Origin of the sequence: Pseudomonas fluorescens, assembly GCF_005938625.1 — a bacterium.
In the GTDB taxonomy this organism is placed as follows: domain Bacteria; phylum Pseudomonadota; class Gammaproteobacteria; order Pseudomonadales; family Pseudomonadaceae; genus Aquipseudomonas; species Aquipseudomonas fluorescens_BD.
In genome coordinates, this window is record NZ_VCNJ01000008.1 from 118,076 (window position 1) to 132,756 (window position 14,681).

Below are 14,681 nucleotides of genomic sequence, written 5' to 3' on the forward strand. Positions count from 1 at the left end.
CGGACGTGGCGGCGCACAAATTGCTTGGAAGTCGAGTCCGCTCGTCCTGAGGTTTGCCGTGGCCGCCTACAATTTGCGTCAGCTGAAATACTTCATCACCACCGTCGAATGCGGCAGCGTTGCCGAGGCCTCGCGCAAGCTGTACATCGCGCAACCGGCGATCTCCACCGCGATCAAGGCGCTGGAAGACAGCTTCGCCGTGCAACTGCTGATCCGCCATCACGCCCAAGGGGTTTCCCTCACACCGAGCGGCGCACGCTTCTTGCGCAAGGCTCAGGAACTGCTGCGCATGGCCAAGGAGTTCGAACAGAACGCTTTGGCCGACAACGACGTGGTCGCCGGGCAGATCGATATCGGCTGCTTCGAAACGGTTGCGCCGCTGTACTTGCCGCAGTTGATCGCCGGGTTCGCGGCGCTTTATCCGGGGGTGAAAATCCGCATCCGCGACGGTGAGCAACAGGAGCTGGTGCAAGGCCTGACCTCGGGAGCGTTCGATCTGGTGATTCTTTATGAACATGAGCTCGACGCGACCATCCAGACCGAACCACTGATGCCGGCGCAACGGCCCTATGCGCTATTGCCAGCGGATCATCGTTTTGCCCAGTACAAACAGGTTTCGCTAAGGGATCTGTGTCTGGACCCGATGATCCTGCTCGACGTGCAGCCGAGCCGAACCTACTTCGTCAGCCTGTTTGAAGAGCTTGGATTAACGCCGCGTATTGAATTCAGCTCGCCGTCGATCGAGATGGTGCGCGGGATGGTCGGCCAGGGTTTCGGCTTCTCGATTTTGGTGACCAAACCCCATTCGGAATGCACCTACGACGGCAAGAAAGTCGTGTGCGTGGACATCGTCGAAGACGTCACCGGATCAGGGTTGGTCGCGGCGTGGCTCAAGCGCGGGCAGTTGACCAAACCGGCGCAGTTGTTCGCCGATTACTGCCGCGAACAACTCACCGCCAAGATCCACCACTAAAAAGATCGCAGCTTCGGATCATGCAGCGAAAACCTGTAGGAGCTGCCGAAGGCTGCGATCTCTTGATCCTCAGGTGCCACGCGGCTTGGCCCGTGCGGTGGCTTCGGCCACCAACGGATCGTCCGGCCAGTAATGCTTCGGATACCGCCCCTTCAAATCCTTCTTCACCTCGGCATAGGTGCTGCGCCAGAAGTTGGCCAGATCCTGCGTCACCTGCACCGGTCGCCGCGCTGGCGATAGCAGATGCAATTTGACCACTTGCCGCCCTCCGGCAATTCGCGGTGTATCCGCCAGCCCGAACAACTCCTGCAAACGTACTGCGAGAATCGGTGGGAACTCGCTGTAGTCCAGACGAATCGACGACCCCGACGGCACGCTCAAATGATGCGGCGCCAGCTCATCGAGCTTTTGCGGCAACGGCCAGGGCAGCAGGTTTCGCACAATGCTCGACAGATCCAGATTGGCAAAATGACTGAGCCGCGAGACCTTGCCCAGATACGGCATCAGCCAGTCTTCGAGGGTATTCAGCAACGTCGCGTCGCTGACGTCCGGCCACTGACTGTCATCCTGATTGTTCAATTCCAACTGCCGTAACAGCGCCACCCGCGCCTGCCACTGACGCAGCTCCGGCGTCCATGGCAGCAGCTCCAGACCTTTGCGCCGCACCAGATTGACCAGCGCCTGACTACGGGCATTTTCGTCGAGACCGGTCAGCGGCTCGCGGCTGAGAATCAGCTCGCCGACCTTGCGCTGACGCTCGGCGCGCAGCACGCCTTCGCGCTCGTCCCAGTCGAGTTGATCGACGTTGCGCACCTGTTCGGCCAGCACCGAATCAAACAGCGCCGGATCAAAATCCGCCGCCAGATAAATGCGTTCTTCGCGCTGGCCCTGACGGCTGCCGAGATCGGCGATGACGATCCACGGTTCTTTCATCAGGCTGTCGGCTTCGGCAAACAACGCGGCGCGACCGTTGGCCAGACGATATTCGGCACCACCGGCACGCCGCTGCTGGGCGACACGATCCGGATACGCCAGCGCCAGCAAGGCACCGAGCCAGCGCGGATGATCGGGATCGATGACCGGTTCGCTCGCCTTGCCGCGCAGATAACCGCGATATTGCCGCGCCAATTGCTTAGCGCGCTGCACCCCGCCCTGCGCACCACGGGCGGCACGTTCTTCGCCGGAAAGCAGCACCAGCCGACTGTGCAGATCAGCCCCGGCACCGCGCAAGATATCGCGCTCGCCGAGCAACGCGGCGACATCGCACGCCATGTCCGCCAGCCCCAACGCCTGACCGCGCAACAACAAATGACCGATGCGCGGATGCGCGGGCAGCTCAGCCATGGCCTGACCGTGTGATGTCAGCGCCTCACCTTCCAGCGCGCCGAGCCGTTGCAACAATTCCTGCGCCTGGGCATAAGCCGCCGCCGGCGGAACATCGAGCCAGACCAGTTCGCCCGGCGTCACGCCCCAGCGCCCCAGTTGCAGCGCAAGGCTGGCGAGATCCGCCGAGAGAATTTCTGCACTGCCATAAGCCGCGAGCTGTTCGTGTTGATCCTGCGACCACAAGCGATAACAAACCCCCGGCTCCAGTCGCCCGGCCCGGCCCGCCCGCTGGGTGGCGCTGGCCTTGGAAATCCGCTGGGTATCGAGCCGCGTCATGCCGCTGCCGGGATCGAAACGTGGCACCCGCGCCAGCCCGGCATCGATCACCACACGCACGCCGTTGATGGTCAGACTGGTCTCGGCAATGTTGGTCGCCAGCACCACTTTGCGCTGGCCGGCCGGTGCCGGATCAATCGCAGCACGCTGGGCATTGAGGTCGAGCTCACCGTGCAACGGGCACAGCAGCACATCGCTGCGCTCACCGATCGCATCGGCCAATTGCTGGTGGACGCGACGGATTTCCGCCTGCCCCGGCAGGAACACCAACAGGCTGCCGGTTTCATCGTGCAGCGCTTCGAGCACGGTTTGCGTAACACGCTGATCAATATATTCGCCGGGCTGAAACGGTCGGCCCCAGCGCATCGTCACCGGGTACATGCGGCCTTCGCTGCGCAGGATCGGCGCGTCATCCAGCAATCCTGCCAGGCGCTCACCTTCGAGCGTGGCCGACATCAGCAAAATCTTCAGCGGCTGTTCAGCTCGAAACAGCTCACGACCGTTCAGACTAAGCGCCAGCGCCAGATCGGCGTCGAGGCTGCGTTTTCTAACTTGACCGATTGCACCATAATGTCAAAATGTCGAAAACGCCCTAAATACAAGGGATTGCGATACAGAATTAGAGCATCAATAAATTGACAATCATCAGAAAGACCGCATCCCTGGCTAACTACCCCTTCAGAGCGCTATCGCTTGACGTGGTAGACCTGCTGGTGCGGACAGCTAGTAGGGTGAGTACCTCCAGTCACACCACGGCCATTAGGCTCTTCGAGTGCTATTGCGACCTTCAAAATACACAGGTGGCCTACCTTGACCTGTCCAGTTCCAAATACCTCGATCTGGTCAGGGGGTTCATGGGTGCCGTGATGAGCGATGACTTTGTTGAAATGCACGCCTCCTCGCGCCGCCCCATTTCTCGCCTAATGGCTGTTGTTCACCAGGCTCTTTGCAACGAGATCCCTGCAATGGAACGGGTGGAACACGACCGTCCAAGCATGGAGCTATGCGATGGCATCTGGCAGGAGCATCGCTCGAAACTGTGCCCAGTACGCGTGCAATACTGGAATGGCTGGATTGTCGAGAGCGTTAAAAACGAAACTTATTACCTCGCCTTGGCAGATCTCTGGACGACCCATGGGCAAGAGTTCACTGAGGATTTTTTCCTTCAGTGGAAACAGCATTTTAAGAAACAAGCACGGCCTGGATGCACCATGGTCAACAAATTGGTTAATTTTCTTTCTACCAATTGTGAAGACTGGCCTGCGGTGACGTTCCAGCATCCTCAAATGATAAAGGCATTCTTCCTTGCCTTTATGAAGGACTTCTTTCTGGATGCACATGATCGCGGACTGGACATTAATTCCCAGATCACGCTGTGGGTTAATTTCATGTCGGCCTGTGAAGATGTTTTCATTGAGACAGGTAAGTGGACGACGCCCTATCAAGGTAGCCTACCTAAGCCAAAGCCGAAGTCTGATCTCGGTCATAACAGCAGAAAAAAAATGGGAGAGGACGGCGTAATCGTCCACGAGAAACTAATCACGCCAGTCCCTCTACACCTAACAGATGAAGAAGCAATTGAAATTCTGTTCAGCCGGATTCAGACAGATATTTTAATTGTAAAAAGCTGGGCTCTTGATCAGAGCTCAAAGCTCATTAGCACCGCTCGCATACGAAAAAAACTCGCAGAAACAGGTACACCAATTGACTCAGGAATGTCAGAAAGAACTATAGCTGAAGTCGGCCCAGAGAATATCTGCGCAACATTTGAAAGGGATGGTTTTCAACGAGATCCAGACTATCTGCTAACGCACTTCGGCAGAAATGGCTTCAGGAATATCGCTGACCTTCTGGGGCTGCCAACAGCTTATAGCCTTCATCCTTATCTGTTCCTCCTGATTGGCGAGCACCCGGAAATTACATCAGGATTCCTCTATAAACTCCAACTTCAGAATGACAATGGAGACCACATAGGGTTTGTCAAGTCGAACAATGGCGCAAAGCTCGTAGGTTATAAAGATCGGAGAGGCAAAAAGCTCAGCGAGCAAGTCATCGAGCTTAATGAAAAATCCCAGCGATGGATTGAGGAGATCATTGAAATCACAGCACCGTTGAGAGAGGCTCTTCGAAAAGAGGGGAACCCCACTTGGAAAGAGCTCTTCATTACTTGCGGGCAAGGATTTGCCCCACCGTCAACTGCTAAGCTGCCTACATGGAGTCGCTCTCACCTTAAAACGAAGGCCTACTTGCGCGAAGCCTTAATCGAGCAATTTGCTCCGTATGAAAAGATGATGCCTTGCGAGACTCTATTGTTCTTAGAAAGGGTTTCTCTCTCCGCCCTGAGATCTTCATGTGGTGTTGAAGTGTACCTTCGCACGAAGAGCGTTACGGAAATGGCGAAAGCGCTGGGCCACGCCAGCTATAAAACCAACTTATTGAGGCGATATCTTCCTGAGGCCATCCTGTCATTCTTCCAAACCAGGTGGATCAGAATTTTCCAACGCAGCATAATTTGCGAAGCTATGAAAGATAGTCCATACCTGCTGGAAGCTACAACTTTCGAAAGCATGGACGAACTGCATACCTTCCTGAAAAACCATGCACTCAAAAATATACCTCATCACCTGAGAAACCCAGAGAACAAGCCAAGGGATGAAAAGGCCGTATCACCAAATAGCCGCATCTACATATCAATTGATGTAGGTATCATGACGGCCCTTCTTTCCTTGGAGGCCGCTGTGAAATCTGCCGACCAGAAACAACAAGTTTGCGGCAGAGCCAGGTATTGGGCTGAGGTCTCAAAATCCGTAAGCGAAGAGATCGAGCGCGGTCATGATAGCTTACTGAAAGAGCACCTTAGCACCGCCAAAATTCATTGCAATCCAAACCGAATGGAAAAGGTCATCTATGCAACTGCCGCCTGAGCTCGACTTCCTGACACCGTTTTACATCGAGCCTAGTATTGCTCTAAGGCAGGCAGATTGGTTACTCAGTGATTTTGATGACTACTTCTGGAAATATAGCTTTGGCTTCAAAAAGCCTAAAGGTATTGATTGGAACGTTCAGCTCGATGATGGCAGCCGCCTCACCGACCCTAAAAACAAAGAGCTTTTAGACGGATTCAAATATTTCATTACTGGCTCTACTAATTCATTCGCCCAGTCTGCGCCCGGCACCGCTTCAACTGCAACCAGGGCTGGCGAGTTTAGCCGCGCCTTGCACATTGTTGACTTTCTGCTGCTTAATGCTAAAAACTTCCAATTAGCGAAGTATGGCCTTGCTGGTCTGGGAAGGGATGCTCTTAAGCTTATTTTATCAGAAATTTGTTCGAATAAGTTCGCGGTTGAGGCGGTATATGGCTGGCGGAAGCGGCTATCGCTTTACTGCCTAAACCTTACCCTCCAGACGAGTGCCGCCCAAATTGAGAGCACGCTTAAAAAATTCCCTGAGCTAAACAGTATTACACCAGACCAAGTTGAAAACAACACGCTCGACATTCCGCTGGAAATGATCCCGCGCGTTCGCGCAGCCTTATACCTGAATGGTATGTATGGGCACTCTGAAAAGGGCTACACCGCCAACTCTGTAAAAATCTCTAAAACAATCTATCGCGACACGTTGAAAGGCTGCAACGAAGTAAAACCCGCCATCGAAATACTTACCGTCAAAGAGGATGATTATTTTACTAGAGAGCTGCTCCCAATAGCGGTTACTACTGGCAAACGAGAGACGATAGGTGATGCCGGCTTCTACGAATACAGGAAGATTCTTTATAGCCTGGGTAACCTTCATGAGGTAGGACTGCCTGCACCGTCGGTAGATGACCTTGCCTCAGTGAAGAGATTCATGCTGGAGACAGGTAAGCTAGGTAGGTTTAGGACACTTCCTTCGCGCGTGGTATTCGGCGCCGTAAGGAATGCAATTGAATTTCATTTAAAACATGGCAAAACGCTGATTGATGGATTATGCAAAGTAGCACTTCACTGCAAACTTAAGGGCATATCTACTAGCGAACTCAAAGATCGCTTATTACAACGCATTATTGGTGAAGACCTTCGAAAGCTCGGGGTTAAGCGCCTTGGGCTGTCTCGACGGGTAGTCGGTACTGACTACGCGAGGCGTATAAAGGCTCCGCTCTCTGAGTATTACCCAGACCTTCGGGCCAACAAGGGCCTATTTGAACTCGTCAGAGTGTATATTGGGAGCGCCCAGATCGTTACCGGAGCTCTAATGGGCCGTCGAGTTGGAGAGCTTCAGGAGCTTCATGCGTCCAATTGCCTCGATGTCTCTGAGCAATGGCTTGTATTCCAAAATCGGAAAAGCACTCAGAACTTATTCGGAATTCGCCAAGTAGAGGTCAGGCCTATTGAGCCCATTGCGGTTCAAATGATTAAAAATCTTGTTCGGATGCAAAAAATCCTTAAACGGCTGGGCTATATTGATGAGCTCACGGAAATTTTCTGCGCCCCCTCCATTCATGGTGGACTTTCACTCACTAGCGCTCAAGCATACAACTACAATCAAAATCTCGACTTCTTCTGTGATTACTTTGAAACCGAAACCAATGATGATGGCAAGCGCTATTATATTCGCCAACATCAGCTAAGGCGCTTTTTCGCGATGTTATTCTTCTACTCCAGCAGTTTCGGCGGTCTTGAAACCTTGCAATGGATGCTTGGGCATACTGACGTCGAACATGTATGGAATTACATCACCGAAGCAATGGACGGAGCAACTCTTGCAGGCGCTAAAGTCCAATATGTCGCTGAGGCCCTGCACAGTGGCGATATTGAAAGCTTCGAGAGCCTCGCTGCCTTGGTAGCCGCTCGTTATGGCACCGAAGACTTCACTGTCGTAGATACAAACGAGCTGGAGGACTACCTCGCAGATCTGATGGAGGAAGGTGCAATTACCATCGAGCCCGAATTCTTCGAAGATGACGATGGTCAACGTTTTAAAGTAATCGCAAAAGTCACGGGAGTTGATGCATGAAGAAGGTTGATGCTCGCGTGGAGCGAAACACCTTGGCACTTAATACACTTATGGAGCTTCTTCACCAAGTCCATAAGTCACCCGAGAGCTTCAAGGGCAATAAAGAACTGATTCAAGCGCTCAAGAGCCAAGGAGCGACGGCAAGCCTGGACATCAGCTTCAAGGTGGGAGAGACCGCCAAGACGACCTCACCCATGAGCTTGAATACGCTCAAGACTTATGCCGAGCGGAACATCCCGACAGGATTCGATGGGTTTAACAGGCTTCGGGGTTCGGCTCTGGAGGCAGTGGAAGCTGCCGAGCGTAGGGAACAACGATCAAATAAGCGGACTAAGGTAGGGTTAACCCTGCGCGCTGAGGAGCTTGAGCACAAGCTCTCTGCGCTCCAAAAGACGAACATGGTGTTGTTGCAGGCCCTTAATCGCGCCCTTGATGACATAAAAAGTGTTCGAGACGCATCCAGCACTGGCGTTAGGGCGCTTCGTGCGACAGAGGCAATTAAGGCCCTGTCAGCAATCACGTCGCTCAATGCCCCGCCATTTAACAGGCTAACAAATCCAGATGAGAAAGCCGTCATCAACCTTGACGAGTATCGATGATGAAGAAAGAAACCTCTCATCAGCTTTACTCGCTCATTGATGAGTTAACACTTTTCTCACATATGGCGTTAGGAAGAACTGAAACCAATACATTTAACAACATCCCGTTTATGACATGGCCAGACGGATCGCCATGTATCCCAGCGAATCTCTACATACTGTCTTTGCTTGAACGTGCAGGTCGTGGTGGTAACCGTGGCCTATCTACTCGAGGTTCTAAGGGCGGTTCACTTGGTGAATACGCTTCTAAAATAGGACAGTTAATCCGCTACTGCTATTATAAAAATATCGACCTCATGCATCTAACAGATTCGACTTTCACGACTTTCATCGGTTCATTGAGAGACGAGAAATCTCCTATTTACCCAACCTCCAAGAAAAAATCTGAACCTACCATTTTAGCGATTGGCCGCATTTGTTTGACCTTTCTAGAGTTTGTAGGGCGACTCAATGGCAATCCGGAATTCGTTGCAAAGGGCGGTACAATTCGAGTAACCCATGAGACTTACACCATTACCTCCCGCAATGGTCGAAGCGTTAAGAGAACCTACATTCACCATCATTCTCTTAGCCTTGGGGGACGGACGCGAAGTGTATTCCCGATTACTGATGCCAACATCAAGAAACTCACCGATGCTGTTGACACATTGCCTAGCTCTCGATTCGTTAAAATCAGACGGAAGGTTATGCTTCTGCTCTTGGAGCTCACGGGTGCAAGGCGAGGAGAAATTTCAAGAATCCGGGTCGAGGATATCCTGAATGCATTCCATTCGGATGAGCCGATGCTTCGCTTGGAGACCTGGAAGCAGGGAGCTTCAAGCGAACGGATGATTCCGATTCATAAGATGATCCTCAAGGATGTCAACACCTTCATCGATATGCAGCGCAGGAAGGTTGCCAAGAAATTCAAAACTGGCAAGAACGACGGCTTCCTATTTATAGGTGAAACAACAGGTGAAGGCCTTTCACCGGATACAATCACCTCTGAGATCACTGCCCTCAAAACAGCAGCAGGCATTAAAGAGAGGATCTCTCCACATATGTTCAGGCATGCATTCATCACTAAAAAATTCGTGAGAATGATCAAAGAACATGAGATGACAAACTCCGACCAATTCCGACGAGCGCTCCTCGACGTCAAGGGCTTTATCGCCGAAGTCATGATGTGGACAGGACATAAATCGCCTGAGTCAGTAGAACGTTACATACACTTGGCCTTTAAGGAAATTACCGGCTATTCCGCAACTGTTACCTCGGTACACCTCACAAGTGCCATGGAGCTGTTTGATCGTAAGCAGCGGCAACTTGTAGAGCGGTTAAAAACTGATTTGACTGTTGAGGAATATGAGGCTGAGTTGTTGGAGCTGCAGCGCTTGAGAGATGAGGACTTTGAGATTGCACGCAAGCTTACTCCGGCCCCCTGATACAGCGATCCACTTAGTGCCCCCGTTTGGGAACATTACGGTGAAAAAATGGCTTAATGTGCCGTTTTGGGGGCGTTACGCCAAGCGTTTTTTGGCTTGCCCCCTTCGGGGACGGCTCTCGTGAACCAAACCCTGGCTGCGCCCGGTTTTGGCCCCGGCGGGCTTCCATCCTCAAGTCTCTGGCCCATCCTGGGCCAGCGCGCTCCGCTTACGGTCGTGAGAGATACCCGAACAACCCTCCACAACCTAGCGATGCCCTTCCCGCAGGCTATTGCGCAGGTAATTTGCCTGACCTATGATCAGGCCAGGCGGTGATGGTCGCCTGGCGCCTGTTTCGCGAAGCAATAGCCCATCGTAGATGCACCCCACGTTTTACATCGGCATGTCCCTACCCAGACGCTGCCCGGTGAACAGGCAATCGGTAACCAAAGCGTTGATGGTTTTGGAGACATTGCTATGTCTGATTTTTCCCCTCTCAGCATTTTCAAATCGCAAGCCAAGCAGCATAGTCGCCAGCACGACATGAAGCTTTCTGCTGCCCAAGAATCGCTTGCGCGCCAGGCAGGGTTCGAGGAGTACCACGAGCTCGTCGTTGTGGCCCAGCGAACCCCTACGGACGCTCGTTTGATGCTCGCCGCCTTTGGCGTGCGTGACTTTAAGGACGCGATCCACGAGGACGATGTTTTCTCCGAACTGGATCAAGAGCTAGAGCAGGCGCTCTCCCGCGCCATGGCCGAGACCAACACAAGTCAGTTTTCCATCAGCGACAGCAAGGTGGAATCAGCCGCTTACAACGAGGCGACTGGGGCGCTCACGTTGGGCATATCGATTCCCTACGAAAGGCAGCAGGATCCCGAGCGGGTTTACTACGGCAGGGCATTCTTCCTCCAGGCGGTTACTGAGCTGATTCGACGTGACGGCAAGTGGTCGCTTGGTAAAGACGGTTTTTCCATCACCAGTAGCGAGTCGGATATCGCCGCCCATCGGCGTGCCCTAATAACGAATGAGACCAGAAACATGTATCAGAAAGACCACTCCCCCCATGAAAAGCCAATCGAAAAGCTAAACGAAGATGGGAAGCGTGTAAAAAACCCGAACGAAATTACGGTCAATCAACACGTCATCCCCCAAGCGCATTTGAAGCAATGGTTAGGCGGTGAAGACCTGCTTACGGTCATCGATAAATCGAGTGGCAAGGCCTTGAAGCGCGCACCTAAGAACTCGTTTGTTGTCGCCCGTCTTTGGGATCAGCCTACTGAGCAAGGCATGATCAAAACGAACGAGGACAATTATCAGCAGCAGCTGACGTTACTCGCAGAGACCGGAAGCATCGCTCGCTCCCCCTGGATCACAGAATACTTCGTGATGTTGGCAGCACGGGCCTATTTTGCAGCCAAAGAAAGACCACTTTACGACTCCATCATGGAACCCCCGTCCTGGGCGCCTTCTCAGGCGGAGCTTGAAGAGGATGAAGTGGAGCAAGTGCATGATACCGTCCGAATTTACAGGGGCGCTGGAAACCCACATGCCACAGCCCGCACGGTTGTGAGCATGGCACTCACATCGTTCTTCATCAGAGGCCGGGTGCTGATTGAGGACACTGTATGGGTGCCCTTCACAACGACGGGGGAGAAGTTCATCCTCCCCGACTCGAACGTAGCGCTGTACGAGAAACGTTTTCTAGCACTGCCCGTGAGCCCGGAACTCGTGTTGCTTGACGAGAAGCTACTTGCCGGGCTCCAAGAGGCCGGCCAACTCACGCCGGAATACCTCAACAAGCGCTTTTTGGAGTCATCGGTTCGCTACTACGTTGCCCCCAAGTAAACTCTGCTCAAGGCATGCACGCTTCGCCCACAGCCAGAACAAATACGCTCTGGCTGCTTTCAGGGTAGTCAGGCTGGGTGGAAGATGTATACCTGCTTGCGCCTTCCGTACACCGCAATCTGGAGCACTTCATTTCCAGCGCTGGCAGCCTCAGTCACCTTGATGAGCTTGGCCATGCTGTTGACCGTGCTGGTCTTGCACTGGTATTTGAAGCGCTCGATCTCGGCTATGGAGCAGGCTCGATAAGCGGTTCGGATCACGCCGCTTTTCTCGAGGAGGTCGATTTTTTCTGGCGATATCCAGGAAATCAGATCGGTAATTTTGTCGATCTTCTCGTGGAGGTGAGCTACAGCCTGCTGTTCATTGGTGACGTTGAAGCGCTTCCACGCGGGTTCATAGTGGAACACCCTATTTCGGAACTTCCTTACCAATGCAACCTGATCCCTACATCCGGCCAGCATTGCACCCGCCTGACTTGTTGGCCACTGCCCCTTGAAAACCCGTCCCAGATTTTTTGGCCATATGAGGTTGTTGCCCATGTATTCATCGTCCAAAACGAATTCCCACGTGGAAAACTCTGTTTTGGATACGACCTCTTGGTGATCTGGTGGCCCGCTTACCTGGCGACCTTTACGCTCATACCAAGCAGTGCTGTAGGCTGACCCAAAATTTTTTGTGAGCTTACCGACCGCATCGGGCACCAGCCCACCGGGGGTAAAGCTTTTGTACTTGAGTTTTTTTGCCTTCCACCAAAATTTCCCGAGATCAGCAGTCAGAGCCGCGTCAATCGAGTTCCGCAACGTAACCTCTGCCGCGCTGAGCAGGGGGTAGAGAACGCCACAAACGTGCGAGTTCCACAGGTAGGCACCCACTAACTCAGCATCATTGCTGGTCGAAAATACCTTGCTGTAGCTGGCGATTCGGTGGGAACTAATGAGCTCGTCGATCAACAGGGGTCTATACTGGATGGTGTGCGGCATGCTCAGCTTCCTTTCGGCAAGGCGCCTGTATAGATTGTGGTTGACATAGGTGTCAACCACTCGTAGGATTAATGCACAGGTTGGCACTGAGCTCCAATGAGCGAAAGCTTACGACTCTTTGCAAAGACCACGAAAAACCCGCCCCGGCCTTGAGCCGGGGTTTTCGTTTCTGGGCGATACATAACCTCGTCCTCTCCCCCCATCTCCTGCCTCCTCCTGGCGATTTGTTCTTCTCCTGCGCCTCCACACGCGACGCCCGTTTCCTGCGCATCAGCCGCTGAGCTACCATCGAGATACACCTGATCAGCCAAGTTCCAGGGAGGACACACATGCCGAACGTTTGGTCGAAGCTGCTAGAGATCATTGGCGCTTGGATTAGCCTGGCAATCGGACTGTTCCTGATGCCGCTCTTCTTCCTGCCCACCTTTCTGTTCGGCTGGATCGTGTGGGACTGGGCTTCGCCGGCAACTATCTATTCGCTCCTCTACGACAAGGCCTTCATTACCATCATCGGGGTGGCCTTGCTGCTTATCCTCGTCTGGACTGAAGGCTTCAAAGCGTCTTTGGCTGAAGCGCCCTTCCTAGCTAACGTTAAGGCAACCGGCACGGCTCCCGGCTGGCTCTGGCGGATATTTCTCTACCGGAACAGCAAGCTCGCTCAGGCGTACAGGAACATCGACGACTTCGAGCAATACCTTTTACAGGCTGACCCAGACCTCTACAGGCATCATACCCTGGCCATGTCCTTCCTCCCTGCCTGGCTCGGAGAATATGTAAGTGGCCACACCCGGCACGGACATATTCGCTATACGCGAAATGGGCCAGTGAACGTCAGGTCGCACTATGTCATTGGCCATTTCAGGTCAAGACATCGATGAGGCACGGCAGTCCAGACCGATATGATTGGCCAATGTTTTCACCACATGTGGATTAAAAGGATTTTTTGATGCCTGCTCGAAAATACATACTTGAACGCTCACTGCTTGAGCCTGCTGACATCATCCTTACAGGCGACAAGGGCGGGGTAAGTCTCTCAGTAAGGGCAGCCACGATAAGCAGATATTCACATGCTGCCATTTATGTCGGAGACACTACTATCGAAGCTACGATGGCTGGCGTTTTCTCAAAAAATCCCCAACGCCTGATATTCGGCAGACCTACGGATGTACTGGTTTTACGTGCGAAACGCCCGCTATCTGAGCTTGAGGTTCGCGCAATTTGCTCCTATGCCCAGTCAAAAGTTGGAAGCCTCTACGCCCTCAATGAAGCGATTACCATCAGGCTGAGGACGCTGTTAAGACATCAAGATTCAAAGCAACAGTTCTGCTCAAGGTTGGTTGCGAAATCTTATGAGCATGGTGAATTTGATTTGATGAACTTGAGAAATCCTGCATTCTGCACGCCCAAACAATTGGCGCTATGTAAAGCGTTCGAGCCGGTTAAAGGGGTTGTCAGGCCTGCTAGCGAGGTGGAGATTAAATTTGCAGAAAGCGATGATCCGGCCCAAGAAAATCTTCGCAGGCTTTATGACTGGCTTAATAAAGTAAGAGAGTTAGTCAGCCAGCAGAAAGAACTAAATGGGAAATGGGATATTCAATCTCAGCATGAAGTGGATGGTTTTCTTTTAGCACACCCTGAATATGACATTCAAATATCCAGCTACGTGGAGAGCAGCGGGTATTTAGAGTTCTACACCATTGAGTCGCGCCAGAATCCCTACCGCTACAAAGTCGAACTATTCATGAATCTACTTTCCCAGATCGAAGATCAAGACGAATTCATCGACGCCGAACTATCCAAAGAGACAAGCATCTTCCAGCGCTTCGCCACAATGCAGAACTACTATGCTGAGCAATACGAAACTAAAAAACTAAAGTTCTTTAAGCTGCAGATACAGCTTTATAATAACATGCTGTCAGAAATACTTGTTCGCGTATCTGTTGTACGAGAGGCCCTTATAGAGCTTGGGTTAATTGATGAGGCTGAAAGCCTTAAAGCATCGATTGATGCCGTAGCATCAGTAGTCCGAGAGGGGCACGAGGCTCTCAGGGGCGCCAGCTGACGTCAAGACATACCTGCTGCAATGAGCATAGGGCGAGGGGTATGCACACGGCCACACCACTGCATGACCTTCCCCCCAACTCACCTGATCCTAGACACTCGCGAAGCCAAGATGATAGCTTTGCCGCAAATGATCTCCCTGGATCAAACGGTCGGCTCGTGAAGG

Annotated in this window: 9 protein-coding genes and 1 pseudogene; 8 read left to right on the top strand and 2 right to left on the bottom strand. The window is 52.6% G+C overall.

The annotated features are described in order from the left end of the window. Positions 1–58: 58 nt before the first annotated feature. A complete protein-coding gene (locus FGA82_RS06660) occupies positions 59–973 on the top strand; it encodes a LysR substrate-binding domain-containing protein (RefSeq protein ID WP_141126470.1) in 915 nt (304 codons plus the stop codon). A 69-nt stretch (positions 974–1,042) separates the two neighbouring features. On the opposite strand, the pseudogene hrpB reads toward FGA82_RS06660, so the two are convergent. Further along, positions 1,043–3,190, bottom strand: a pseudogene (hrpB, locus tag FGA82_RS06665) (ATP-dependent helicase HrpB); the annotation flags it as partial. 311 nt (positions 3,191–3,501) lie between these two features. Here hrpB and FGA82_RS06670 point away from each other — a divergent pair. The 5 genes from FGA82_RS06670 (at position 3,502) to FGA82_RS32300 (ending at position 11,474) form a co-directional block, all read left to right on the top strand. Then, complete coding sequence (locus FGA82_RS06670) at positions 3,502–5,559, top strand: hypothetical protein (protein WP_141126471.1); 2,058 nt, start codon at positions 3,502–3,504, stop codon at positions 5,557–5,559. Then, complete coding sequence (locus FGA82_RS06675; RefSeq protein WP_141126472.1) at positions 5,543–7,627, top strand: site-specific integrase; 2,085 nt, start codon at positions 5,543–5,545, stop codon at positions 7,625–7,627. Before FGA82_RS06670 ends, FGA82_RS06675 begins: the two co-directional genes overlap by 17 nt. Further along, on the top strand, positions 7,624–8,226 hold the full coding sequence (locus FGA82_RS06680) for a hypothetical protein (protein WP_141126473.1): 603 nt from the start codon (positions 7,624–7,626) through the stop codon (positions 8,224–8,226). The genes FGA82_RS06675 and FGA82_RS06680 overlap by 4 nt, the downstream gene beginning before the upstream one ends. Further along, a complete protein-coding gene (locus tag FGA82_RS06685) occupies positions 8,223–9,650 on the top strand; it encodes a tyrosine-type recombinase/integrase (protein ID WP_249384221.1) in 1,428 nt (475 codons plus the stop codon). Before FGA82_RS06680 ends, FGA82_RS06685 begins: the two co-directional genes overlap by 4 nt. A 456-nt stretch (positions 9,651–10,106) precedes the next feature. Then, a complete protein-coding gene (locus FGA82_RS32300) occupies positions 10,107–11,474 on the top strand; it encodes a hypothetical protein (protein ID WP_212760529.1) in 1,368 nt (455 codons plus the stop codon). A 68-nt stretch (positions 11,475–11,542) separates the two neighbouring features. Here the strand turns inward: FGA82_RS32300 and FGA82_RS06695 are convergent, their stop codons facing one another. After that, a complete protein-coding gene (locus tag FGA82_RS06695; protein WP_141126474.1) occupies positions 11,543–12,454 on the bottom strand; it encodes a CAAX protease in 912 nt (303 codons plus the stop codon). Positions 12,455–12,783: 329 nt separating this feature from the next. Here FGA82_RS06695 and FGA82_RS06700 point away from each other — a divergent pair, with 329 nt between their 5' ends. Both FGA82_RS06700 and FGA82_RS06705 read left to right on the top strand, forming a co-directional pair. Continuing rightward, positions 12,784–13,332 carry a hypothetical protein gene (locus FGA82_RS06700; RefSeq protein WP_141126475.1) on the top strand — a complete coding sequence of 183 codons (549 nt, stop codon included), beginning with the start codon at positions 12,784–12,786 and terminating at the stop codon, positions 13,330–13,332. Positions 13,333–13,400: 68 nt separating this feature from the next. After that, on the top strand, positions 13,401–14,516 hold the full coding sequence (locus tag FGA82_RS06705) for a hypothetical protein (protein ID WP_141126476.1): 1,116 nt from the start codon (positions 13,401–13,403) through the stop codon (positions 14,514–14,516). The last annotated feature ends 165 nt before the right edge of the window (positions 14,517–14,681 follow it).